This is a genomic window from Paenibacillus antarcticus, assembly GCF_001637225.1.
Taxonomy (GTDB): Bacteria; Bacillota; Bacilli; order Paenibacillales; family Paenibacillaceae; genus Paenibacillus_AQ; species Paenibacillus_AQ antarcticus.
In genome coordinates this window covers 1-24,875 of the sequence record NZ_LVJI01000029.1, presented here as the reverse complement: position 1 = coordinate 24,875, position 24,875 = coordinate 1, and the positions used below count along the sequence as shown (strand labels likewise).

General features: G+C 40.2%; 24 protein-coding genes, 4 pseudogenes and 1 riboswitch. Of the genes and pseudogenes, 13 read left to right on the top strand and 15 right to left on the bottom strand.

The genetic code is table 11. The features are described 5' to 3' along the window. Nucleotides 1–49: 49 nt before the first annotated feature. The 4 genes from PBAT_RS18555 to PBAT_RS18540 form a co-directional block, all read right to left on the bottom strand. Nucleotides 50–364 (bottom strand): DMT family transporter, encoded by a 315-nt coding sequence (locus tag PBAT_RS18555; protein WP_068651706.1) that lies wholly within the window; start codon nt 362–364, stop codon nt 50–52. 3 nt (nt 365–367) lie between these two features. Then, nucleotides 368–703, bottom strand: coding sequence for a DMT family transporter (locus PBAT_RS18550; RefSeq protein WP_068651704.1), 336 nt, complete (start codon nt 701–703; stop codon nt 368–370). A gap of 102 nt (nt 704–805) precedes the next feature. Next, a riboswitch (guanidine-I (ykkC/yxkD leader) is annotated at nt 806–905 on the bottom strand. A 579-nt stretch (nt 906–1,484) separates the two neighbouring features. Beyond that, a complete protein-coding gene (locus PBAT_RS25795) occupies nt 1,485–1,835 on the bottom strand; it encodes an FAD:protein FMN transferase (protein WP_211267840.1) in 351 nt (116 codons plus the stop codon). A 474-nt stretch (nt 1,836–2,309) separates the two neighbouring features. Beyond that, nucleotides 2,310–3,236 carry an ArsR/SmtB family transcription factor gene (locus PBAT_RS18540; RefSeq protein WP_068651702.1) on the bottom strand — a complete coding sequence of 309 codons (927 nt, stop codon included), beginning with the start codon at nt 3,234–3,236 and terminating at the stop codon, nt 2,310–2,312. Between the two features lie 161 nt (nt 3,237–3,397). On the opposite strand from PBAT_RS18540, the gene PBAT_RS18535 reads away from it, so the two are divergent. Then, nucleotides 3,398–4,894, top strand: coding sequence for a glycoside hydrolase family 43 protein (locus PBAT_RS18535; protein WP_068651700.1), 1,497 nt, complete (start codon nt 3,398–3,400; stop codon nt 4,892–4,894). Nucleotides 4,895–5,496: 602 nt separating this feature from the next. On the opposite strand, the pseudogene PBAT_RS18530 reads toward PBAT_RS18535, so the two are convergent. Beyond that, nucleotides 5,497–6,061: pseudogene (locus tag PBAT_RS18530) on the bottom strand (AraC family transcriptional regulator); the annotation flags it as partial. On the opposite strand from PBAT_RS18530, the pseudogene PBAT_RS18525 reads away from it, so the two are divergent. Further along, nucleotides 6,060–6,539: pseudogene (locus PBAT_RS18525) on the top strand (aldo/keto reductase); the annotation flags it as partial. The pseudogenes PBAT_RS18530 and PBAT_RS18525 overlap by 2 nt on opposite strands. A 165-nt stretch (nt 6,540–6,704) precedes the next feature. Beyond that, nucleotides 6,705–7,220, top strand: a complete 516-nt coding sequence (gene msrA / locus PBAT_RS18520; RefSeq protein WP_068651762.1) for a peptide-methionine (S)-S-oxide reductase MsrA — start codon at nt 6,705–6,707, stop codon at nt 7,218–7,220. Between the two features lie 259 nt (nt 7,221–7,479). On the opposite strand, the gene PBAT_RS18515 is transcribed toward msrA, so the two are convergent. Next, nucleotides 7,480–8,391, bottom strand: a complete 912-nt coding sequence (locus tag PBAT_RS18515) for a helix-turn-helix transcriptional regulator (protein ID WP_068651697.1) — start codon at nt 8,389–8,391, stop codon at nt 7,480–7,482. Nucleotides 8,392–8,525: 134 nt separating this feature from the next. Here PBAT_RS18515 and PBAT_RS18510 point away from each other — a divergent pair, with 134 nt between their 5' ends. Together PBAT_RS18510 and PBAT_RS18505 are read left to right on the top strand one after the other, a co-directional pair. After that, nucleotides 8,526–8,987 (top strand): VOC family protein, encoded by a 462-nt coding sequence (locus PBAT_RS18510; protein ID WP_068651695.1) that lies wholly within the window; start codon nt 8,526–8,528, stop codon nt 8,985–8,987. Between the two features lie 146 nt (nt 8,988–9,133). Then, nucleotides 9,134–9,703 (top strand): YdeI/OmpD-associated family protein, encoded by a 570-nt coding sequence (locus PBAT_RS18505; RefSeq protein WP_068651693.1) that lies wholly within the window; start codon nt 9,134–9,136, stop codon nt 9,701–9,703. A 60-nt stretch (nt 9,704–9,763) separates the two neighbouring features. Here PBAT_RS18505 and PBAT_RS25325 read toward each other — a convergent pair whose 3' ends face one another. Next, on the bottom strand, nt 9,764–10,021 hold the full coding sequence (locus PBAT_RS25325; RefSeq protein WP_211267839.1) for an alpha/beta hydrolase: 258 nt from the start codon (nt 10,019–10,021) through the stop codon (nt 9,764–9,766). A gap of 219 nt (nt 10,022–10,240) precedes the next feature. On the opposite strand from PBAT_RS25325, the gene PBAT_RS18500 reads away from it, so the two are divergent. The 3 genes from PBAT_RS18500 (at nt 10,241) to PBAT_RS18490 (ending at nt 12,455) form a co-directional block, all read left to right on the top strand. Next, entirely contained in the window at nt 10,241–10,768 is a 528-nt protein-coding gene (locus PBAT_RS18500) for an RNA polymerase sigma factor (RefSeq protein ID WP_068651691.1), read from the top strand. Next, on the top strand, nt 10,765–11,901 hold the full coding sequence (locus tag PBAT_RS18495; protein ID WP_169810136.1) for a DUF4179 domain-containing protein: 1,137 nt from the start codon (nt 10,765–10,767) through the stop codon (nt 11,899–11,901). The genes PBAT_RS18500 and PBAT_RS18495 overlap by 4 nt, the downstream gene beginning before the upstream one ends. 302 nt (nt 11,902–12,203) lie before the next feature. Beyond that, nucleotides 12,204–12,455, top strand: coding sequence for a hypothetical protein (locus PBAT_RS18490; RefSeq protein ID WP_068651687.1), 252 nt, complete (start codon nt 12,204–12,206; stop codon nt 12,453–12,455). Nucleotides 12,456–12,503: 48 nt separating this feature from the next. Here PBAT_RS18490 and PBAT_RS24880 read toward each other — a convergent pair. Beyond that, a pseudogene (locus tag PBAT_RS24880) lies at nt 12,504–12,743 on the bottom strand (IS3 family transposase); the annotation flags it as partial. Nucleotides 12,744–13,062: 319 nt separating this feature from the next. Between PBAT_RS24880 and PBAT_RS18480 the strand changes: the two are divergent. Next, nucleotides 13,063–14,079, top strand: a complete 1,017-nt coding sequence (locus tag PBAT_RS18480) for a DUF4179 domain-containing protein (protein ID WP_068651683.1) — start codon at nt 13,063–13,065, stop codon at nt 14,077–14,079. An 81-nt stretch (nt 14,080–14,160) separates the two neighbouring features. After that, a complete protein-coding gene (locus tag PBAT_RS18475; protein WP_068651681.1) occupies nt 14,161–14,820 on the top strand; it encodes a hypothetical protein in 660 nt (219 codons plus the stop codon). Between the two features lie 245 nt (nt 14,821–15,065). Here the strand turns inward: PBAT_RS18475 and PBAT_RS18470 are convergent, their stop codons facing one another. Next, nucleotides 15,066–15,776: an alpha/beta hydrolase gene (locus tag PBAT_RS18470; protein WP_068651680.1), complete on the bottom strand. Its 711-nt coding sequence runs from the start codon at nt 15,774–15,776 to the stop codon at nt 15,066–15,068. Between the two features lie 233 nt (nt 15,777–16,009). Then, a pseudogene (locus PBAT_RS24875) lies at nt 16,010–16,126 on the bottom strand (BBE domain-containing protein); the annotation flags it as partial. 247 nt (nt 16,127–16,373) lie between these two features. Between PBAT_RS24875 and PBAT_RS18465 the strand changes: the two are divergent. Together PBAT_RS18465 and PBAT_RS18460 are read left to right on the top strand one after the other, a co-directional pair. Beyond that, entirely contained in the window at nt 16,374–16,880 is a 507-nt protein-coding gene (locus PBAT_RS18465; protein WP_068651678.1) for a DUF2243 domain-containing protein, read from the top strand. A gap of 7 nt (nt 16,881–16,887) precedes the next feature. Continuing rightward, a complete protein-coding gene (locus tag PBAT_RS18460) occupies nt 16,888–17,679 on the top strand; it encodes a cytochrome c oxidase assembly protein (RefSeq protein ID WP_248912439.1) in 792 nt (263 codons plus the stop codon). A 574-nt stretch (nt 17,680–18,253) separates the two neighbouring features. On the opposite strand, the gene PBAT_RS18455 is transcribed toward PBAT_RS18460, so the two are convergent. Beyond that, the gene (locus PBAT_RS18455) at nt 18,254–18,934 is read right to left on the bottom strand and encodes a TetR/AcrR family transcriptional regulator C-terminal domain-containing protein (RefSeq protein WP_068651674.1); all 681 of its coding nucleotides are present in this window, start codon (nt 18,932–18,934) and stop codon (nt 18,254–18,256) included. A 129-nt stretch (nt 18,935–19,063) separates the two neighbouring features. On the opposite strand from PBAT_RS18455, the gene PBAT_RS18450 reads away from it, so the two are divergent. Continuing rightward, the gene (locus PBAT_RS18450; protein ID WP_068651672.1) at nt 19,064–20,416 is read left to right on the top strand and encodes an MATE family efflux transporter; all 1,353 of its coding nucleotides are present in this window, start codon (nt 19,064–19,066) and stop codon (nt 20,414–20,416) included. A gap of 294 nt (nt 20,417–20,710) precedes the next feature. On the opposite strand, the gene PBAT_RS26255 is transcribed toward PBAT_RS18450, so the two are convergent. The 4 genes from PBAT_RS26255 to PBAT_RS18435 all read right to left on the bottom strand — a co-directional run bounded on the left by PBAT_RS26255 (nt 20,711) and on the right by PBAT_RS18435 (nt 24,556). After that, on the bottom strand, nt 20,711–20,839 hold the full coding sequence (locus PBAT_RS26255) for a hypothetical protein (protein ID WP_276326592.1): 129 nt from the start codon (nt 20,837–20,839) through the stop codon (nt 20,711–20,713). 409 nt (nt 20,840–21,248) lie between these two features. Next, nucleotides 21,249–22,340 (bottom strand): stalk domain-containing protein, encoded by a 1,092-nt coding sequence (locus PBAT_RS18445; protein WP_068651760.1) that lies wholly within the window; start codon nt 22,338–22,340, stop codon nt 21,249–21,251. Between the two features lie 320 nt (nt 22,341–22,660). Then, on the bottom strand, nt 22,661–24,133 hold the full coding sequence (locus PBAT_RS18440; protein ID WP_068651670.1) for an amidase family protein: 1,473 nt from the start codon (nt 24,131–24,133) through the stop codon (nt 22,661–22,663). 153 nt (nt 24,134–24,286) lie between these two features. Further along, on the bottom strand, nt 24,287–24,556 hold the full coding sequence (locus tag PBAT_RS18435) for a CD3324 family protein (RefSeq protein ID WP_068651668.1): 270 nt from the start codon (nt 24,554–24,556) through the stop codon (nt 24,287–24,289). Nucleotides 24,557–24,875: the final 319 nt, after the last annotated feature.

Sequence of the window (24,875 nt, the reverse complement as noted above, 5' to 3'; positions counted from 1 at the left end):
AAACATACTCACAAAGTTGCAATATTCTACCCGTTAGTTTAATAAGAAGTTAGCTTACTAACTTCAAGCCTACTGCAGATCCAAGCACCATGGCAATAAATACAATTCTCAGGACATTTCTTGATTCACCATAAAAGATCATTCCGAGAATAGCTCCTCCCGATGCTCCTATTCCTGTCCAAACGGCATATGCTGTCCCCATCGGCAGAGTTGCCATTGCAAAGGACAAGAACAAAAAGCTTAAGCCGAATCCTGCAACTAACAATAGGAATGAGACCAAGTTACGGTCTTTGTTCAACTTATTAATCATAAGGACTCCGAACATTTCAAATATCCCCGCTAAAATTAGAAATACCCAATCCATGAATTATGCCTCCTCCTTTTTTTTCTCTTTGCTTAACATTTTCAGGCCAATGACACCCAGGAGCAGCACTGCAACGAGCGCCATTTTTTCAATCTGGATAGGAGAACCAAATAGAATAATTTCTGCAAAAACAGTACCTGCAGTACCTAATCCAACGAAAACGGCGTATACAGTTCCTACAGGCAGGAATCGAGAAGTTCTAATCATCAAAGTGAAGCTTACAATGATGGCGATCACTGTAGCTCCCCATTCTAGGGTCCCACTGGCATGTTTCAATCCAATGACCCATCCCACCTCAAATACCGCTGCAATAATGACAGATAACCACGTTTTGTTCATTTCTTCCACACTCCTCTACAGAATTACGCTACATATGAAGTATTTATCAAATGTAGCAAAAATATAAAAAAGCCTGGGAAACAAACTGTCTCTCAACAGTTTATCTCCCAGGCTTTTATCCCTCCGTGACACAACCTATAGGCTGTGAGTTTTCTCTCGGACCAGCCGATTTAGAAATCGCGGAACCCTAGAAAACATTCAAAATTTATTTTTCTCTTAATTATACATACTTCATTTTTAATTACAATCTTTTTCACATCTCAATTATTCTTTCAGAACCATCAATACCCGCTTCATATTGCTGTATCCAGAGTTTTTTTGACTGGAACGAGCTAAAAGACTAAAAATGCTAAGGCATTGCATACATTTGGTGCTAAAAAGCACATAAATCTATGAGTTATGGCTAAATTTTCGAGGTTTTAACTTAAAAATAGTCACATTTATCCATGTGTACATTTTCCTTTCTTCCCTTGATTTGTCCGGGGTGTATCAAATCCCTGGTCTATAATAACGATAGGTCCACCATAACTAAATTTCCCGATAAACTGCATAAATTGGCATCATTAAGCCCGATAAAAATTGGGACATAAAAGCATAATGAATTGATTCATGATCTCAATTTGTGGAAGTTGATTCACTATTAATTTAGTTAACGAATAGCTCACCATCGAAGTTCTCAGACATCTCAGCGCATCCATTACTAAACATTCGTACATAGGAAAATTGAAACTCCTTCAAAAGAAGTTCACCTCTTGTGAAAAACAGAGCTGTGGCCATACCATCAGCGACAACCCATGTGGACAGGCTTCCCTGTCCTTGCGTCAATTACGTGATGCAAATTATCACCCCAAGCTCGCCTATTAATCGCTGATGCACACATTGACCGTTTTTTTATGTTAGCGATGTCAATCACTAAGCTAGCATTGAATGGGTGTTCAAGTCCCACTCGAATACCGGACTCACCTGAATGACGGAAGTCTCCACTTCCATCGACAACAAAGTCGGTAATCCCAACTCCTTGCAGAATCTGTGAGATATTATCCACAAGATATCCCTTCCCAGCAGCTCCCACGTCAATCAGTAGCGGCTGAAGAGTATGAAGTGTATGTCCCGTTCTAATAATATCTTTCACCAGCACTTGTCTCGTTTATGATAAGCTCGGGGGCTGGTTTGAACGAATAGGACTGATCGTATCCAAAGCAACTCTAGGTCGCGACCCAATAGTGGATTCACTGCTCCTTCACTTAATTTGTGGAGCTTATCGTAAAGATCAAATAAGACAATGGAGTCATCGGGAAAGAGGAAACTCCCTCCTTTATGGGCAGAAGCCATATGAGTGATGATGGAGTCATGTCGGAATCGTGAGTATATGGCATCAAATTGTTCAATTTGTTCGAGGATGTATTGTTGTAAGTAGCTGTTCAACGGTTTACTGGTTTCGATCTCCCATTGTGTTCGAAGGGCATCGAACTTGAAAATGAATTTCTCTGTGCACTCTCCCGATAGGGGGTGAGTTATGCGATTTGGATCTATATTGGGATTCTTATCCACATACTCTTGAATCAATTCCCTTAGACTTTCCGTACACTGACTGTGTTCTTGTCTTTTAGAATTGAAAATACATACTATTGCTAAGACAAATGCGGATTATAATATCTTGGTCATGATTGCCGAATCCAGCTCCATAGAGCGTCAATCCTCCAACGTTAACAGAATTCTCGTCCACCGTGAAACGTAGCGTCCAGAATTGTTCCTTTAGCTTGATATCCTTAATAGTTACGTCCGACATGCGTTCTCCATCTATAGATGTTCCTAGGGCGTCTATGCGTATAGTCTTCAACAATCCGTATTGATTCACATTTCTATGCCACCATTCAGGCGTATATTTGCCACGAGCCGCTCTTCCGAAGTCTGCAGGGCTGGTCCAAGTTCCAAGCAAAACACCGTTAAACGTAAATCGGATATCCGAAGGCCAATGATCTCTCAATCCGGGGGCTTCAGAAGCTAGTTCCATTGAAATTTCGATGGCCTCAGGCGTTTCATCAGGAAGAAGATAGTTAGGTGTTTTATACTCTACGTATCCTCTCCCGAACCACAAAATGGCAGCATGAACTCGCTCGGGATCGAGAAAGAAGCGAGCTTCATCCCAAATTCCAATTTCTTTTTCTTGGGTCCCAAGCCCACATGTAGGATGGATTTCAAAAGCGGTATAATGACCGACTGAAATCGTCTGCTCTTTTATCCTCACAGTTTGGTTACTGGATGGCAGTTCAACTTCGATGTTTTTTTGTTTAAGGAAACACATTTTGTGTGTCCCTCCATTTATACGTACCCTGCGGCATTCGATCAATTCGGCTTGTTCGAGTTTTCGGATGTGCATGGTCACAATAGAAGGGCTAAGTTCTAGCTTTGCCGCAATATCCTTTACATTAATCTCACTATCAGCAATCAACCCCATGATTCTCCACCTAACTTCACTGGCCAGCGCTTCATATAAAGCCATAAATTTCGGTTCCCCATTCGCTTTTAACATCTATAATCTCCTCACTATCAATCGTTAAAATAACATATATGTTAATTTAACATGAAACTCTAATTCTGCTCCATTGAATTACTTTGAGCAATGGTGTTTAATTTTCTTAGTTTCAATCAAATTGAATTCTTATTTATGTTAATTTAAAGGAGAGGTGGACAATGAACTACAATAACCCGGTCATTAAAGGTTTCTACCCCGACCCAAGCGTTTGCAAAGTGGATGACACCTATTATCTGGCCTGCAGTTCCTTTCAGTATTTCCCTGGGGTTCCAATTTTCGAAAGCAAAGATCTGATAAATTGGATACAAATCGGGCATTGCCTAACCCGAAAAAGCCAGATTCAGTTGGACACTGTGGACAGCTCCGGAGGTGTTTTTGCTCCCACCCTGCGCTATAACAACGGCCGATTCTACATGACGACTACAAATGCAACTGCACGCCAGAACTTCTATGTCTGGACTGATGATATTTATTGTGAATGGTCTGAACCGATAAATGTTGATCAAGGAGGAATCGATCCGGATTTATATTTTGAAGATAGTAAGACATATTTCATGAGCAATGGTACTGATGATTATGGGGTTGATGGCATTGTCCAGTGTGAAATCGAAATTGAAACCGGACGCAAGTTGACTCCAAGCTGCTCAGTATGGCAAGGATCGGGTGGAAGATATTTAGAAAGTCCTCATTTGTACAAAATTAATGCACAATATTACTTGCTGGCAGCTGAAGGAGGAACCGAATATGGCCATATGGTCACTTATGCACGGGGAAATTCACCTTCAGGGCCGTTCGTAGCCTATGCGGAAAATCCCGTACTGACCAATCGTAATTTGGGCGGTTACGAACTGCAGGGTGTTGGTCACAGTGACCTGATACAAGACCACGAAGGAAATTGGTGGCTTTATCATCTTGGATTCCGGCAGACCGGACAGTATCTATCCTATCATCACTTAGGGCGGGAAGTTTTCTTAACGCCAGTTACCTTTAGCGAAGACGGCTGGTTTACTGCGGGTCACAACGGCACCACACTTATGAGCTTCGAGACTGATCGTATTGCGAGCACGATCAGTCATCAAGAGAAAAAATTCTATACGTTCGAGAATACGGACTGGAATCTAGATTGGTGTTATCTTCGGCATCCAGCTCCAGAAAATTATCTGTTAGAACCTGACAAAGTAAAGCTTAATGGAACAGAAGTTACACTGGATGTACCGGCATCCCCGACATTTATAGGTATTCGTCAAAAAGACTTCAACGCGGTTATATCATGCGATATCACCCTTGCCAGAGGCGAAGCCGGTATTACTCTCTATATGGACGAAAACCATCACTATGATTTGGCGCTACGCGAACATCAAAATGGATACGAAGTCATTGAACGGCTTAATATCGGAGACATTAAATCTATAGAAAAAGCCAGAAATCTGAGCCAGGTAAATCATGCTGTCTTGGTTATTAAAGCTACCCCCACTTATTATTACTTCTATGTTCAGATTGATGGTACCGAGACCTTACTAGGAACCGCACAAACAAAATATCTCTCATCTGAAGTTGCAGGCGGCTTTACAGGTGTACTTATCGGTTTGTATGCCACTGGAGAAGTCGATGATCCTTCTGCGGAGTTCACAAATTTCAGCTGCGTTTATTCTTAATGCTTCCGACATCATTGTCGCTAGATAAATTGTAATTCAATAGAATTCCCCCCTCATGTTAACAATAAGACAAGATGTTCATTCTAAGAGAGATTGAACACTGTTGGATGGAGGGTATTTTTTGGGATTGGTCAATCGGCAATATTGTGTCCTATACTGCAAAGGGAACGAGTTCTCGTCCACGAATTGGTACAAGAACTCGTTCCCTTTAAATGAAAAATAACTAATGTGATTATAATTGCCAACCCAAGGGTGATTAAGTATCGTATTTTCATCTTATTTCCCTCCTTATTAATAGGTTCTAGTTGTTCAATTTCCAACCCACTTTTTTTCGTTCATCTTATTATGCATGACATAATGAGTACACCGTTATCTCGATTGTCTCAAATAATTGCCTAATTCTCTTGCCGCTGCAGACTGGAGGAGCAATATGAGAATAACTCTTTATCGATGGAACAAATAATTACGGGTCTAATGGTTAGTGTCTATCGGAGATTGAGTTAACTTCTGATTGTCCGTAAACGAAGAAAGGCAGCTGGATGAAGACCAGCTGCCTTTCTTTATTATGATGAGATATTCTGTGAACGAATGATTGTCACCCATCACAAATTGGACGTCCAAATAAGGTTTTTATCTAGATTCCCTTCTAATTGCTCGAATGTTTCCTTCAGTCGCTTTATGTCTGCCTTAGGAGGAAATCCAAACATACGAGAATATTCACGGCTAAACTGGGATGCACTTTCATAACCAATCCGATACGCAACCTCAGTAGCATCTCCTGACTCCATTAACAAAAGACTCCGGGCTTCTTGTAACCGAAGATGTTTTTGAAATTGAAGTGGGCTCATGTTAGTCATTTCCTTAAAATGTCTGTGGAACGAAGAAGTGCTCATATTAGCGACTTCTGCAAGCTCTTCAATTCTTAAAGGTTGATCATAATGTTGGATAATTTGGTCGATTGCCCCCCCTGATGCGATAGGTGTTACTTCCTTCCATTGCAATTTGTGCAAGCGTTGCCCCATATTGCCCTTGAAGGAGTCTATAGATGATCTCTTTCTTATGAATAGGTGCAAGAAATGGAATGTCTTGAGGTGAATCGAGCAATTGAACCAAACGAAGCACGGAATCCAATATTGATAACTCGATCTGACCAACGAACATGGCTCGTGAAGGAAAGATTCGGGCAATCGGCGTTAGTAACTTCCAGCCGGATCCTCTGATCGATTTGATTATTCATAACGAAGTAACTCCTGCTGTAAATCAGGTCGAAACACACCCCTTCAACCAGCAAATCTTAAGTGCAGAATTCATGAAAGAAAACAATGTTCAGGTTGAGTCCTGGGCGCCTTTTGCTGAAGGGAAAAATAACTTGTTCCAGAATGAGGTATTGGTACCTATAGCTGAAAAGTATAATAAATCTGTTGCTCAAGTGGTTTTGCGTTGGTTGACATAAAGAGAAGTTGTTGTGATTCCAAAATCTGTACGTAAAGAAAGAATGTTCGAGAACATAAATATCTTTGATTTTGAATTAAGTCAAGAGGATATGGAATCGATTAGTACGTTAGATACGAAAGAAAGCTTGTTCTTTTCACATCGCGATCCTGAAATGGTAAAATGGATGGGTACCCATAAACTTGATATTTAATTGATACGATCATGAGGCTACAGCTACTAAACTAGCTGCGGCCTTTTTTCTCGCTAATTATGATAGTTCCCTAAAAAAATAAAAACGGCCCATTTGTTTTTATAGACTTCGCTTTATCGTAACCCTATAATTATTAAAATCAACATGAAATGAGGGGAACGTATGATTCAAAAAGCAACGTTTGCAGGTGGATGCTTCTGGTGTATGGTAACTCCATTCGAAAAACAGCCGGGCATTCACGGAATTATTTCTGGTTATATGGGCGGCTCAGTGGAATATCCTACTTACGAACAAGTGTTGACAGGAGAAACCGGACATTTGGAAGTAGTCCAAATCACTTATGATCCGACTATCTTCCCTTACGAAAAATTGCTAGAGCTTTATTGGCCACAAATTGATCCAACTGATGCGACAGGACAAGGTAACGATCGGAAAAGCCAATATCGGGCGGCAATCCTATTCCATAATGAAGAGCAACGTTTACTGGCTATTAAGTCTAGACATGATCTTGAACAAAGCGGACGCTTTGATAAGCCGATAGTTACTGGAATTGAAGAAGCGTCTGTATTTTATCCGGCGGAAGAATATCATCAAGATTACCATCGCAAAAATCCGGAGTTTTACAAAGAATCCCGAGTCTACTCCGGACGTAATGACATTATCGAGAAATATTGGAGTTAAAGTAAAATGCGGCCATAAATTGGCCGCATTTTTTAATCTATTCCTATCACTCTTATGTAATAAACATAAGGATCTTCTGTACCTTGAAGCTCGCATTTTTTCTCATTACGAACTTGAATGGTTTATCTAAAGGAAATGCTATACTCTGCTCCTTCGAAGATAATATGTGGCCACTACTGGGCTCCCTCCCCCGCCAGAATCCCCTTCTTCTCTATATAAAAGAGCAAAGCAATCAGCGTAACTATGCAATGGGGATTCTTTATGTATATTTCTTTATCATGACATTTAGAAACTCTCGAAAACCATCAACATATGTTTTAGGCTCTATGATTTCCAAATCAGTTCCAAAACTAGCCAAAAACCGGAATCCGATATGGTTTTGCGGTACATCTATTGAAGCTATTAAAACTTCAGAATTATAGGCTTGAATCTTTTTCTGACCGTATCTTTCAATAAAGTGATCTTTTATGCTATGTGAGATCAATGCTTTAATTGTAATTAATTTTGGTTGATAATGTTGTTCAGCTTTTAGCTCGGTCAAAAAATCTCTAGGAACAAATGTTTTGATATCGATATTAAGATTATCCGTTCTGGACAATTTAAAAGTTCGATATTCCATTCGATTTAAACAAAACCCCTTCAAATACCAACTCATTTCACTAAAATGAAGCTGGTAGGGCTCGATCATTCTATTCGTCTTCATTCCACTTCGATCAATATAATTGAAGGTAAGTAATCTTCCTTGCACTATTGCTTCTTGACAAGTCTTTAAGATTTGAAAAATTTCAGAACGACCGTCCCAATCATAAAATGACAGGTGAATTGAACCTTTCCAAGTTGCTGAGCCTATCATTGATTCAATTTTTTTAAGAGTTAGTTCGACTTCGTCACTAAATAGAATTTGTCCCAATCCGCCCAGTGCGGTTAATATATTTTCTAAATCTTTACTGCTTAAAAGTCGTTTGTCTAATTTGTATTCATCCATAATCCCGTATCCCCCGTTAACTCCATTTACAGAATAAATAGGAATATTAGATAAACTGAGAGTTTCCATATCACGTAGAATCGTTCTTTTGGACACGTTAAATAATTGTGAGAATTCGGTTGATGAAACAACGTTCTTTTGCAGCAAGATCATTATTATAGATATTAATCTTTCAATTTTATTCATATTGTCCCTCCCGGTTTGAAGCGTAATAAGTCAATCCATTTATGAAAAAAAATTTCACAGAGCTATAATAGGTGACAAATAGCTGTCACCTATTATAGCTTATACTTCATGTATTACAAGAAGGAGGTTTTTTCATGTCAGTTATTGCATATTTAAATTTTGATGGGAATACAGAGCAGGTAATAGCATTTTATTCAGAAGCTTTGAATTCAAGTGAAGTAAAAAAAGTTAAATTTAAGGATTTCCCACAAGATCCAAACTACCCTTTGCCAGAAGATGAGTGGAATATGATTATGGAGTCATCCTTAGAATTCGCTGGTGGAAAAATAATGATGTCGGATATTTTACCTTCGATGAAGAAAGTAACGGGCGAGTTGGTTAAAGGCAACAATATACTGATTAGTATCGTTATTGATGATAGACAGACAATGGAAAATTACTTTTCTAATTTATCTGTAGGTGGCTATGTTATCATGCCGTTATCAGAAATGCCTTGGTCTTCCTGCTTTGGAATGTTGGTTGATAAATTTGGTGTTGTTTGGAAGTTTAATAGTGACGCCAATAAGTTCCTTGATCGTTTAGTTTCAAACCAATAGCAAGAGTTAACACCAAGGAGTAGATTCTCGTTTTTAGGTAATTGTTCTTGCACGTCATATGACTTAAGGGAAAGTGGCAACGGACAGTTAGCGTTGTCACTTTTTCTCGTTTGCAGCTCATGCAGAGAGGAGAATGAAACACATTCATGGAAATCAACGAACTGCTTCCAGTAAAGTCGAAAAGCGAATTGAGGTATTGGTTTCAGGAACATAATTTGACTGAAAAATCTTGTTGGGTTGTCGTGAGTATGAAGTTGACACAAGGTACTTTGCTGTATCTGGACGCTGTCGAAGAAGCCTTGTGTTGTGGATGGATTGATGGAATAAAAAAGAAAGTTTCCGAGACTGAACTAGCCCAAAGGCTATCTCCTAGAAACAAAAATAGTTCATGGACTGAATTAAATAAAGAACGGGTCCGTCGCCTTGAAACGTTGGGATTAATGACGGAAGTAGGTAGAAAGGTGCTACTTGATCTGAGTTATGACTCATTTAAAATTGATCCTATTATTGAGCAGAGGCTGAAAGAGGAAACAGATGTATATCAGAATTTTGTTCGATTTCCAGATCTTTATAAAAGAGTTCGAATCGACACAATACAAAGTATTAATAATCAACCTGAGTTATTTGAAAAAAGATTAGATAAGTTTATAACAAACACCAGACAAAATAAATTGTATGGTAATTGGAACGACAACGGACGCCTTTTGAATTACTGATTATAATAACGTTAAAAAACATAGTAGAATTAGTCATTGTAAGAATTCGGGGTTTCTCTTTCATGGATTTTGGAGACCAAGTTTTCTGAATTGGTATTCACTTGGTTTGAATCCGTCCATTTCGATTTCAGAAAATACGCAGCATGAAACTTTGGACACCCTACAGCGAATACTTGAACTTGCTGATAGCTGTCTGTACTTCTCCTCCAAATAAAGCCCTATCCGATAGGCGAGCACTGCTCCGGCACTATGCCCAATAAGGATTAAGTGATCCGAACCTTCTGCATACTCACGGATGATTTGCGTTACATAACTCAATTCGGATTCAGGCGAGACTAAATAACCAGTCGCTATTGAATTTCCGACGACTGGCCAACTAAAATTGCAAGGTTTTTTGGTACCTGTCACACAAACGGGATGTCGCCCCTGAATGAGGTGGTTTTTTCCCCATGTAACCTTTTACCTACCTACTCGATCTAATATATAAGAACGTTACGAACATTCTAAATACTTCTAGTCAAGAAAGTAGGTGAACCCTTGCATACAGATCCTATTGTCATCAAAGCTAAAGCTGGGGACCCTGAAGCATTCATGCAGTTGATGCAAGAGATAGAGTTACCCTTGTATAGAACTGCAAGGTCCATCGTCAACAAAGACGAAGATTGTGCAGATGCCCTACAGGAGACGATACTTAAAGCCTTTAAGTCCATCCATACACTCAGAGAGCCCGCTTTTTTCAAAACATGGGTCTTCCGGATTCTGATTAATGAATGCAATAAAATAATCAAAAGCAACGCAAGAGCCCTCCCTTACGGAGAACTTCCCGACGTCCCTTCCCCTTCCAAGGATTATGAGAAAATCGAATTATGGGAAGCCGTTCAACATCTAGATGAGAACCTACGGATTGTAACTATCCTTCATTACCTACAGGACATGCCGATCAGTCAAATTTCCGACATTCTCGAAATTTCTACGGTAGCCGTGAAGACCCGGCTGCATCGCGCCCGCAAAAAGCTAAAGCATTCATCTCAAATCAATCAAGAAAAGGGAGTTGCCACATGGTGAAGACTAAGTTAGAAGAACAATTAAAGAACTGCCAAAGCCTACTTCCTGATCAGTTATCTGATATTGCCCGCTCCAAGCTGAATGAGACTTACCAAATCATCACGGAAACCGATCATTCCATTTCTCCCATTCAGAGAAAGACAAATGTATCAAGAACTATTAATAAATGGTGGGTTTCCACTGCAGCCGCTGCAATCCTTGGTGTTACCCTCATTGCTTCTGGATTTGTATCGCCCGCAATGGCAGATGCACTCAAGCAAATTCCGGTTCTGGGACAAATCTATTCAATATGGGGCGAAAAGAACTTTGATCCCGGTGTTCAACAAGCCGATTTCATCACAAACGTAAACCAAAGCGTAACCCATGGCGATGTAACTATGAATATTCCAACGTTGTTATTTGACGGAACCCGAATTGTTATGAACATAACCACTCCTGGAAACACTCTAGCTTCGGAGCCCAATTCGCCGCCTTCCGATGCCAATAAAGGGGCGCAGGATACGTTAGAGGTCCTCTATGAAGGTCAAAATCTGGTCCGGGGTATCGAATACATGGGCGAGACTGCTTCCAGCATGATGGTTGATGTTCTCAATAGTGGTGAATTCGCCCAGTTCCCTGATCAGTTTGACTTGACTGTAAATGTAACGTTAAAGGGTTACGATGTCCCGTTCCAATTCGTTGTGCCTGTTAAAAGATCTACGCCAATTACCGTTCTAACTTCAGAGGAGACCAAGCATCACGATAACATTAATTTGCAAAACAGTATGCTGGAAATCACCCCAATGACAACGCAGTTATCCGTTGAGTACAAAACCAAACCGGGCCAGAGCGTAGAAGAAATGCTCGCTTCTATCCCTTCGAAATACAAGGGCGCTAACGGGGGCGTCATCGGTCTTTTGTTTGACATTGAGGATGAAAATGGCGTTCAACTGAAGCCTATCAAAGCTCACCCCTTAAACGAATCTTATAAGATTCAGTTTGAACCCTTCAAGACTATACCGAGTACCGTAACCATCAAACCGTACTTAATCGTATCCGAAGAATACCCTGCTGGGGCTGAAGGACGAGTGGAAGCTATAAATATGGTCAAGGAATATATCCCTGAGCTAGAGACTGTATTTTCGGTGAAATAGTTCATCTGTAATAGTTCATCTGTAATATATGGTGCAGTGGCTCATTTTCCAGAAAATAAGATATCGAAAGTATCGGGAGATGTTAACGAGGGAAGAAAGATTGAGGTTCGAGGTGATTTCCCCAATAGCCACGATTGGAGACATTCTATATAAAGGAGATTGTGTATGATGGTGATAAATCGGAAAGTAAGTGGACAATGAAGGACATGGATAGATTGTATATGCAAATTGCTGATTAGGGCTATTATTATGTGTGTTGATTCGTTAAATCAATTTCACAACATACAGACGAGGTAGATACAATGCGATCAACAAATTATTTAAATAGGACAGTAGAAGTATTAAGACAATTGGAAACGTATGGCTACCAAGTGGCGTATTATATCCTTCAAAATGAAGATCGTGCGATGGTTGCTACGAAAATCGTCCTGTTAGCCGTAGCGCAGGAAGATAGACTTCATAATATGCCTGTGTCTGTACAGCGTGATTTGATGAAAAACAAGATTATCAAACAATCAATGTTGCTCAAATACGAAGTGTTATCAGCTTTATAAAGGACATTTCAAAAAGACCTAGGCATGTTGAAGAAGGTGATTTCTGTATTATACAGGAGTCATTTTCTTTAAATTCCATTGATATCTGAAATGATTGTAGTAAATCATATAGCTCTTGATTTCCTTCTTCAATTTTCACAAGGTTTGATGGCAGCCACGTCTTTAAAATGCCCAAAGAATGATTCTTGTGGGACGTTATCCCAACAGTTACCTCGTCGTGGACATGGGTTGTCCTAAACCACATTTTTTCACAAGCCTTTGAATGATTGGGTTTGTATAGTGAAAGCCTTCCTTCTCTTCGACATGCAGACTGTTCAACCCTTCTCAGCTGAATGAACGCGAGCCATCCCGAGGATTTCGACTTCGAATCCACATGCTTATTGAATAATTTTAGACTCATTATGAATCACTCCAACATTATACTTTTTCACATTATACAGAAAATCACCCTATAGAATAGACTTTTTTAAAGTGTCTATTCTATAGGGTACATTTTACTGAATACGGTGGTTTTTTTCCATGTAACCTTTTAGCTACCTACTCGATCTAATATATAAGTAACGTTACGAACATACTAAAATTTCTAGTCAAGAAAGCAGGTAAACTTATGAATTCAAATGTATCAAAAGCTTCTAATAAATGGTGGGTTTCCACTGCAGCCGCTGCAATCCTTGGTGTTACACTCATTGCTTCCGGATTTGTATCGCCCGTAATGGCAGATACATTCAAGCAAATTCCGGGTCTAGGACAAATCTATTCATTATGGGGCGAAAAGAACTTAGATCCCGGTGTTCAACAAGCCGAGGATTTCATCACAAACGTAAACCAAAGCGTGACCCATGGCAAGATAACTATGAATATTCCAACGTTGTTATTTGACGGGACCCGAATTCTTATGAACATAACCACTCCTGGAAACCGTCTTGCTTCAGAGCCCAATTCGCCGCCTTCCGATGCCAATAAAGGGGCAGTAGATACGTTAGAGGTTCTCTATAAAGGCCAATCTCTGAACTCAGGTTACGAATTCATGGACGGTGAGACTGGTTCCAGCCTAATCGTTGATGTTACCAGTACTACTAGCACAGACCAGACTGTCCAGTTTCCTGATCAGTTTGACTTGACTGTAAATGTAACGTTAAAGGGTTACGATGTCCCGTTCCAATTCGTTGTGCCTGTTAAAAGATCTACGCCAATTACCGTTCTAACTTCAGAGGAGACCAAGCATCACGATAACATTAATTTGCAAAACAGTATGCTGGAAATCACCCCAATGACAACGCAGTTATCTGTTGAGTACAAAACCAAACCGGGCCAGAACGTAGAAGAAATGCTCGCTTCTATCCCTTCGAAATACGAGGGCGCTAACGGGGGCGTCATCGGTCTTTCGTTTGACATTGAGGATGAAAATGGCGTTCAACTGAAGCCTATCAAAGGTCACCCCTTAAGCGAATCTTATAAGATTCAGTTTGAACCCTTCAAGACTCTACCAAGTACCGTAACTATCAAACCGTACTTAATTGTATCCGAAGGTCATGCCCCGGCTGGGGTTGTAGGACGATGGGAAGACAAAAATATAGTCAAGGAATATATCCCTGAGCTGGAGACTGTATTTTCGGTACAATAATACATCTATAAAAAGGAACTTATTGTTGTTTATTGGGTCGAATTATCGGGCAATTACAAGCTTCTAAAGAGGAGAATACTTATGATTAAACATTTAAAGAAAAAATACTTAGGCTTATCTGTATTAGGATTAGCAACAATATTAACTGTCTGCACAGTCTTATTAGTAAATACTCAAAGGACACCAAATGAGAGTGTTGCAATATCAGATCAAAAAATGAATATCCAAGAAACGGTGGAACTAGCAAAGCTATCAAAGCCTGGAGGCGGCCAAATCCAAAGCCTGACAGTTAATACTGCGGAAGAAGCTACTCTTGTATTGCAGAAGTATTTTAACCTGACTGGATTTTCACTTATACAAGATGAAAGAGAAGTAGCCACTGCATCTTATGTAACCGAAGACAATAGTATGCGTGTATGGGTTGGTAATAATAAAAAAATAATCGGTATCAACGATATGAAGGCATTTAAAGAATCAAAAAATAGCAATGAAATACAAAAAGAACAATGGATTTCAATAGACCAAAGTAAAGAGAAAGCGATTCAATTGGCTCAACCATTCCTGGATGTTAGTGTTCAAGAAGTACAAATCACAACAACACAGTATCCTCACAATGACTCGCTTATTGAATTTGAAATTGTTCCTTCTTCCGAAGGCAATCTTACTAGCGGTGGCCGGTTTCTTGTAACTTTGGACCGCTCCACTGGAGCTATCATGAATATTAACCTTTTTTTGAGCTGAACGACTGGAGGCAATCAACTGCTACCATGACCGTAGGGCAACAAATGGGTAATCGGAGAAAGATAGTTAAAAAACCAGTGCAGCAGTCTGAACATCAGGCTGTCGCACTGGTTTTTTTCATTAGTTGAATCTTAGTGAAATCCCAAAATGATTCACAAGTTTGCACTCGGTGAAATATCTGGTAATAACCATCCTCTGGCATAGCGGGCACGCTTTTCAAAATACATAAACATATTAGGTATTAATCAGGTTCCCGAGTACAGTTCATGGATTTTGGAGACCAAGTTTTCTGAATTGGTACGGAATACTTGGTTTGAATCCGTCCAGTTCGATTTCAGAAAATACGCAGCATGAAACTTCCATCCCTGATGAGCTGGATTAAATTCCATTTGAATTTCGTGCCCTGGCCTTCCTATGTACACCCTAGAACCCGGCTTACGCCATCTGCCAAGTTGGGTGATCCTGTCCGGATTCTGTCCAGTGATATATGTAAACCTGTCATTGTATGGAATATCCCTCAAATGAAACTTTGGACACCCTACAGCAAATACTTGAACTTGCTGAAATCCGTACTTTTCCTCCAAATAAAGTCCAGTCCGATAGGCGATTACGCCTCCGGCACTATGCCCGATAAGGATTAAGTGATCCGAAACATCTACATGCTCGCGGATGATTTGCGATACGCTTGTTACCCGCTTGGATTGGTCATGGTGTAGATCATAGCCAACTTGAGTAAGCTGCCTTGCCAAGAGACGGATTAAAGAGGAACCCGTCCTGCCGTTTGCCATCCCATAGGGAAAGATCATCACAATTTTGGCTTTTCGATATCTTTTGGCAATCTCACTTGCAGCATCTTCAAAATTATTTCGAAAAGTCAGTACACCGCCAAAAAAACAAACCACCGTGCGGCATTTTATTGTACATGTGCTATTGGAGGATACAAACGTCTCTATCATGATTCCAAAAAACCTCCTTTTGATGCTTGTTATGATAGAAAATGAGGCGAGATTTCTATTACTTCTTTAATAAATCTCTCTAGATTGTTCCTTCTTCTTTCTTCGATCAATTAACCCATCCTTTGATAGATTCAAACTTCTTGGTATATGTATGTTTATAGCGTTTACTATTACAGTGAGTACGGAATAATTCTTATCTATTTCTTTATACCTCTATTTATACGCGATATCAATTAATACACAATTTTTGGATCGTATTTCGCTTTTATTTTCTTCAGTCTGGCATAGTCCTTTCCATAATAGACTGGACCTGAACATTTTATGCCTTGGTCTGGAACGTTAATATAGGCTGTGGGCTGGTGCTGAAAAGTACAGTGCAGTCATTTTTTTGATAACACAATTAAGCACATAAAGGAGTTTAATCCTTACAAAGGTATTCATGTGGAAACAAAGATCGGATGTCTAGGCTCCATTCACATTCAATTAGAGCATTATGATAAATAATATATAGTTTACCGTAATTCTTTGATGGTAAAACTATGAATAAACGCATGAAGAGTTCAAGCGTGAAAAATATATAAATTAAGGAGATCGATCATGGATAAAGTTAAAATAAGAATGAATAAACCCGCCGATCGTCGTAATTACTCGGCCCGTAATTTATGGTCAGGTATTTTATTCGGCTTCGGGGTTATTGCCTTCATAGATGAGGTCGTGTTCCACCAGCTTCTGCACTGGCACCACTTTTATGATAAATCCACTAGCGACATTGGCCTTGTATCCGATGGCTTATTCCATGCGTTCAGTTTTTTTGCAACGATAGGATCTTCATTCATGCTCTCAGACCTTAGACGCCGGGACGCTTTCTGGCTGCGCAGGTGGATTGGAGGCATTCTGCTGGGATCAGGTATTTTCCAGCTTTATGACGGCATTATTCAGCATAAGCTGATGCGGCTGCACCAGATTCGCTATAACGTTGATATTTCCCTGTATGATTGGGTATGGAATCTTGCAGCCCTCGCTTTGTTAATTTCCGGAGTTGTTATTACCCTGCGAACGAGCCCGAAACGCATGCCTCCGGAAGAATCCGTTCAATATGACTAACCACCATATGAGTCATTCACAAAGCGGGACCATCGAATTGTTTCCATCTATATTTATTCCAGTCATAATCACTGCAGCAGCTTTTGCACTATATCTTTATGCTACCCTGTCTTCCAATAAACGCTTTCAGCGGTGGCCAATGTATCGTTATGGATGCTTCATAATCGGTGTGTTGAGCTCGGCGTCAGCCGTTACAGGCCCTCTCGCTGATTGGGCACATCTGGATTTTAGAGCGCATATGTTGGGGCATTTGCTGTTAGGCATGTTAGGACCACTGCTTATCGTCTTATCCTCGCCTGTAGCTCTTGCTCTTCGGACAATGGAAGTACACTGGGCAAGGAGCGTCACTCGTTTGCTCAAATCCAAACCGGTATTATGGATTTCTCATCCCATTACAGCGGCCACTCTTAATATCGGAGGACTGTGGCTGATCTACGGGGCAGGTCTCTATTCTGCGATGCAGCATAATATGCTTATTCATATTCTGGTACATTTTCATGTCTTTGTGGCAGGCTACCTGTTTACAGCTTCCTTAATTTATACCGATCTTGCTCCGCATCGAACCAGCTATAATTTGCGTTCCTTTGTGATGATCATTGCATTTGCAGGTCATGGAATATTGTCCAAGCTGATTTATGCGGAGCCCCCGGAAGGAATACCTCAAGCCCAAGGTTTAACAGGAGGCTTGTTGATGTATTATGGAGGAGATTTGATCGATCTAGTTTTAATCTTCATTTTCTGGCTTCAATGGTACCGATCTTCCCAGTCCCTATTCTCTAAATTTTCCATGACTCGCTAGTTTGCGTGGTGCCTTTACAACTTGATCATCTTTCGGATTTCTTATATTCTAATGTCTCTGTAATGTTCTGTGTATGCTCATTTAGGATTTTACATCACCGCCCTCGTTGTGACAGCGATGTCTCAATTGTTTCTATGTCTAGAGAAGCGGTGAATACGCGAAGCGAAATTTTACTGATCATATGTTTGCTAGCTCTACCTTTCGTTCACCTGCTCCTTCGGCTTTTTGGTGACATTTTTACCGTTATGACAATAAGAAAAGCCTGATTTCTCAGGCTTTTACTGATAATACAAAAATATTCCCAAGTTGAATAAAAATTCGAATTCTTGTAAGCAAAGAATTCGACTCTTTAGGTTTATATATCCCCCAAAAATATTAACAATCCATTCTAATTTCTTTAAATACCTTACTCAACTATCCTGCCTGCTAGCTTAATAACAAGAGCAGGATACTGAAACACCTGCTTTTCAATATGTCATCTTAACATTGTATCTTCATCACAACATTTCACCGTAAATGGTAAGATGCATCCGAATCCGCCCATCTGACTACCGAATGAGCAGTTTTTTACATTCTACTTCTCCTGATCCTTTATCACCTGTTCAATCCCCAGCAGAATCAACTTCAATCCGAACTCAAAAGCCCCGTCGGTCCCCATCAGCTCGAACAGCCCGCTCTTGAACATCCTCTTGAACAGTCCCGCTTCCGCCTCGCTCATGGAGTCCAGAAGGCGAATCATCTCCTCACCCGGGAGCGCTTCCTGGTCCTTAAGGATAGCGGAGACATTACGTTCATGCTGATAATCGTCTAGAACGAAGTAGAAGATGTAGTTCACTAGCGTAGTAACCACTTGCATTTTATGCTCTTGCTCAAGTGGCGTCGATTCCACGCAGAGCAACATACGGTTAGTGAACCGGATGATGTCCGGTTCGTGGGGCAGCGTCATCATCATGAGCTGTGTGGAACAGGGATACCGGCTGAGCACACTACGTATCGTTACCGCAAGCCCCGTCAACTGATCCTTCCAGTCCCCCTCGGAGTGGAACTCGTCCAGAATCGTTTTCGATACTTGGTTTGCCAGACGCTGATAGAGATTCTGCTTGCTCTTGAAGTACCAGTACAGAGAGGGAGCTTGAATCCCCAGCCGGTCGGCCAATCGTCTCAAACTGAATTTCTCAATGCCTTCCTCCCCCAGAAGCTCCCACGAGGCTTCCAGAATCTTATCCTCCGAAATCTGAGGCTGCTGCTTCTTCATTATTATCCCCCTTCTATCTAACAGTGTAAGTTTGTTCTTTACAGGTTCATAAGTTCATGATAACATCTAACACTGTAAGGTTCAATCTAACACCGTTAGATAATCATAATAAAGAAAGTGGTGACCCACATGGAAGCAGAAAACCTCCATTACTTTGAAAAAGCACCTATCGCAAAAGCCGTCGCTCACTTCGCTGTACCGATGATGCTAGGTACGTCAATGAGTGTCATATACTCCATCTTAAATGCCTATTTCCTTGGTACACTGGGCAATACGGCCATGTTAACCGCACTCGCACTAACCTTGCCGTTATTCGCGTTGATTATGGCGCTCGGCAACTTGATTGGCATGGGTAGCGGTACATTCATCTCCCGTTTACTGGGAGAGAAGAAATATGAGGATGTAAAGCATGTATCTTCATTCGCCTTTTACAGCAGTTTAGTTCTCGGTTTTATCGCAATGGCCGTTGGCCTCCCCTTGATCGATTCAATCGTTCATGGCCTGGGGGCAACACCTGACTCCTTTGGATTTACAAAAGATTATGTCACGGTTATGCTTATTGGTTCACCAATTGTCGTATTATTCTTCACACTTGAGAATATTGTGCGCTCGGAGGGTGCAGCAATGACCTCAATGATCGGTATGATTCTCAGTGTTGTCGTGAATATTATTCTCGATGCGCTAGTTATTTTCGTCTTCCATTGGAGCGTGATCGGCGTTGCATCTGCTACAGTGATCTCTAACTTGGTTGCGTGTGTATACTATGCCTTTTATATGGGGTATAAGAGTCAATTCTTAACCGCCTCTGTAAAATGGTTCAAGGCTTCCAAGGAGATTCTGAGCAATATATTCAAAATCGGAGTTCCCGTGTTTGTTATGAGTATCTTCTTGGGTGCAATGTCACTCATCTTTAACCATTATCTTGTCGATTATGGGGATCAGGCTGTAGCTGCTTTCGGAATTTCATCACGTTTATTGCAATTTCCTGAATTTATTCTGATGGGATTGTGCGAGGGAGTCGTACCGTTAATTGCCTTCTCTTTTACAGCGAATAAATTACGAATGAAGCAAACCATTGGATTTACGCTCAAAATAATTGTAGCGCTAGCAGTCGTGTTCGGTATTATCGTCTATTTGATTTCCGACAACTTAATTGGTCTATTTACGAATGACCCGCAATTAATCGAAATGGGCAGCTATATTCTACATGTGACATTCTTATCCTTGTTCATTACAGGAATGACCACGTTGTTTATGGGGATCTTCCAAGCAACAGCGCAAGGAACGGCTGCCTTTATTATGTCAATTATTCAAGGAATTACTCTGATTCCTGTATTGTATATCGCCAATCGAATGAACGGCTTCCAAGGTGTGGTCTGGTCGCTCGTTATTGCGGATGCTGTCGCGTTCCTTGTTGGTGCCATCATGCTGTATGTTCTGCGGAACAAATTACAGCCGGATTTAGATAGTTTAGTACAGTAGAAAACATATAACACGCAAGAAGGCAGGATAAGGCACTCCCCGATCCTGCCTTTTTAGTCTTGCATGACAAGTACTCACATACAGACACAAAGCGAGCCTGGATTTTCTCCAGCGCTCGCTCTTATTGTTATACCAGCACAAATACATTTCCTTTCCTGCTCAATCAAGTTTCTACGCAGCCTTTATCTAGCTATCGGACCTTCCCGTCAATCAACGATACCTTGTAATCATGGATTGGACAGAACACATTAGTCCCCAGATACAATACCTTCTGCGATAGGTCCCTACCTGATTTTAAAAGTGGATTTTGAAGACCAAATCTTCTGAATTGGTACGGAACACTTGGTTCGAATCCGTCCACGCTGATTTCAGAAAATACGCAGCATGAAACTGCCATCCCTGAAGAGCTGGATTAAATTTCATTTGAATTTAGCGCCCCGGCCTTCCTCGGTATACTCTAGAATCCGACTTGCAGCGGCTACAAAATTATTTCAATAAGTCAGTATACCAGCAAAAAACAAACCACCTTGCGGCACTTTATAGTACATGTGCTATTGGAGGATACGAACGAATCTATCATGATTTCATAGCCCCCTCCTTTTGATACTTCTTGTACTGGTAGAATATGAAGAATGGATTCTAAATTTTTGGTATATGTATGTTTATAGCATGTCTGTCTTATAAACCAGTTATACATATCAGCATCTTGTTGTTTTACTCTTGTATACCGTTAGTTTAACAGTTGCCTGTTTTCATAACGAAGTTTCTAGATCAGTATTAAAAAAGACACTTACCAAGGAAAGGTCAGTGTCAAGCCACAACTCGCATTCTCTTATCGGAAGTCTGTATACGGAATAACAAACTCCGGCATCCCTTCCGCATAGGAAGTATATTCATTTTGTGTGAAGTAAATAACAACCCCATTGCGATTAAGGAAATAATCACGATCTACCTCTATAGTCTGGAAAGGGTAATTCAATGGCAAATTGCTACTATTAACCTGAGACTTAATCTTATTGTTAATAATCGATACGTAATTCTCGTTGCTATTTGCTACTTCTTTCAATGAGAGCAAATTACCAGTTGCTAGGTCGAATGTGTAAGGAACTCGTGCAGTATCTCCATGAGCTCCCCCAGAATAGATATGGTAATCCACGTATAGGCTCAGTTTACCCTGTTCGTTATAAGTTACTGTATAATGACCATCGAAGCTCGGCTGTCGAATCGTAGCTTTGGGATTATCGGCTAATATTTTCTTGTTTCCTTCTACAACCTGATCCATTTGCTTCGAACCAGCCGCGATATTCCTATCCGCTTCATTCTTCAGAAATGTATTTATTTTCTGCTGAACGGTAGTATTCTCATAACCCGAGATAACCGGATAATGCACGAGTAATGACTTGCCGTCTCCATCTGCTCCGACTACTTCCGAGTTAATCTTCAGCTTATTCTCTTGAATAGCATGAATTCCAATCAATTTGGTGGCTTGCTCATAGGAAACGGCATAACCCATCCGCTCTAAAACGAAGCGTAGCGGTAGGTAAGTCGTATTATCTTGAAGAATCGGTTCAGATCCTAAGATAAGCTGCTGCCCGTTAAATTTAGTTGTTTTATTCTTTAGATCAATCTGCAGTGACCGGCTTCTCCCCTCAATGTTAACCATCTGGGTCGCCTTCACAAAATTAGTGCTCAGGCCTAAACTATTATTAAGATGGCGCAATGCGATGTACGTTGTGTTATTCTTATTGATCGTATCAATTGTCGTCCGAGTTCCTTCTATGCTAAACGGCGTTGCAGTTGTCTTTAACTTTGAAATGGTAGTTGCTGCTTCAGCATGCCCAGCAGGTAATGAAAGCGCCATAGGGGCCGCCAAAAGAGTAGCTACAAGTGTAGCCGTAAGTAGATTTCTTTTCCCTTTATTCATTTTCAATTTACAACATCCCTTTCTCGTGTTAGTAAATTCCATATAGAGGTATAAACATTAAATACCCTCTCTATACGATAAAGAATCAGGAAAGGTTGCAAACCCCAAAAATATAAAAATTCCACAAAGCATCAGATCGATCCACATTTAATTCCTATCAACAGGAATCCACATTTCACCAATACCAATCCGTTTCACTGTCGCATCTCAACCGTTGCATTTGGCCCGCACACATGGGCAAATAGGCAAATATTTTTGCTTCTGGCATTTCAACCTGGAACAAAACTGAGAAGTATCTTCCCAACAGAGTCTTATTTCTTTTAATTCTTGAAATTTGGCATTCTCCTGTGTTTCGTTTTTTGTTCGAATGCAAATGCAATACGAATGAGTGTCGGTTCACTATAAGCCGTTCCTGCGAATGTAATTCCAAATGCTCTTCCATTCTCTTGGAACCCAGCAGGTACTGCTATGGATGGATAACCCGCTCTCGCACATATATCAGCTCCAACATAAGAAGGAAACAGGATTGTATCCAATCCGTACTTTTCTAAAGCATAATCTATACCCCTATTTTGTGAATAATATAAATCGGTAATAGACTCTAGAATATATTTCGGACTCTTTAATGGCTTATCTAGTATTGATCGATATTTCAATGAATCTTGTCCATATTTCAAAGCATTCTCCGTATTCTGTTCGTTCCATTCAATCAATTCATTTAAAGTATGAATAGGAAAATGAGCGGGGAGCCTTTGCAAATAGAGTTCAACAGAATGCTTAAATTCAATGTTCATTTTGTTATATTCCCACTCTTTATGAAACGATGGAATTTCTACATCTTCTATTACTATGGCTCCAGAATCTTTAAGTTTTGCCACAGCATCATTAAATAATCTTTCATCATACTCGCCAATGTCACGATATTTCTCAGGTGGAACATTTCTGAAAACGCCTATAGTTGCATTACTTAATCCGTCTTTATCCAAAAATACTGTATAGTCCACATTAGAATGTTTATTCCTCCAAGTAGCGGGATCTCTTTCATCCTTGCCCGCAAGAGCACCCAATAAGATCGCTGCATCAGTCACAGTCCTTGCCATAGGTCCAGCTGTATCCTGAGAATAGGTCCACGGAATTATTCCTAATCGACTTATTAAACCTACGGTTGGCTTTATGCCAACGATAGCATTCTGTATAGCTGGGCTTAAAATAGAGCCAGATGTTTCTGTCCCAACTGCGATTGTACTAAGATTTGCTGCAACGGATGCGGCAGATCCCGTACTAGATCCACCAGTAAAAAAATCCCCATATGGATTTTTTGTTTGTCCCCCTATTGAACTGTATCCCGCCCACATGGATGAAGACATCCCATTTGCCCATTCTGTCATATTTGTTTTCCCAAGAATAATTGCACCTGCGTTCCTTAGTTGTTGGACAAGGAAGGCATCCCTTGAGCTTATATGGTTCTCCAAGGCTAGTGCACCCGCACTTGTATGCATTTTATCATTTGTTTCAATATTTCCTTTCAATAATACAGGGACACCATGTAAAGGGCTTCTTGCTCCTACTAATTTTCTTTCTTGGTCTAATGCTTCTGCAATAAAAATCGCATCTGGATTCATTTCCATAATAGCGTTTATCATCGGACCACTCTGGTCAATCGTTGCGATTCGATACATGTAATACATCACAAGCTCTCTTGATGTAACTTCCCACTTATCCATTGCATCCTGTAATTCAAGTATCGTTGCTTCTTCACTATTTATTTTTTTCAATCCAAAGATATGTTCCATGTGAGCTACTACTTTCGATTTTAGTCATTTCATTCATGTGAATCCTATGATTCTAATTATAGAATTGACTGCTTATAAATATATGTAGAAAACAATTAGTATTCGTAGAGCACATAAAAAGGCTTGCGGGTTTACCCCGACAAACCTTATGATCTAGTTATTTTTTGAGTACACAATTTTTTTGATACTATCATGGGAAAGGCTGAATAGTTCTGAAAGCTGATCAATATTAGATCCCTCACCGAATTTCTGACGAATCTGGCTGTTTCTGAGGATCAGGTAATTTCTGTTCCCTGATTTTTCGCCCCACTTTTTACGAGACCCTTCAGAGTTAGGGATGTATACCATTCGACCTTGCACATACTTCTGTATTTCCTTAAGTAAGTCTTCTGGCAATAAAGTTTCAGCATTAATATATTTCAAAATAGATCTACTCCTTAAAATAGAATTTAATTTTAAGGTAGCAAAACCTATATTATAAACTGTTTTCACCATACAAGTCAGAATGAAAACATGCGGTTACTTCATTTATGCTCCCTACAAATAACCGCCGTGGTTATAATATAGACTTTGCATGGAGCTTATTATTTGCGGCACTATTGTTCAATCTTAACCCTCCTTATTGCGATTTCACGATTTATGATAACCTATTACTAATCACACTTCTTAATAATTATTCTATGTTATTTAAGTTAAATCCTTCTTAACATTAAGCTATCGTGTCCCGTTAGCTTAATGCCCC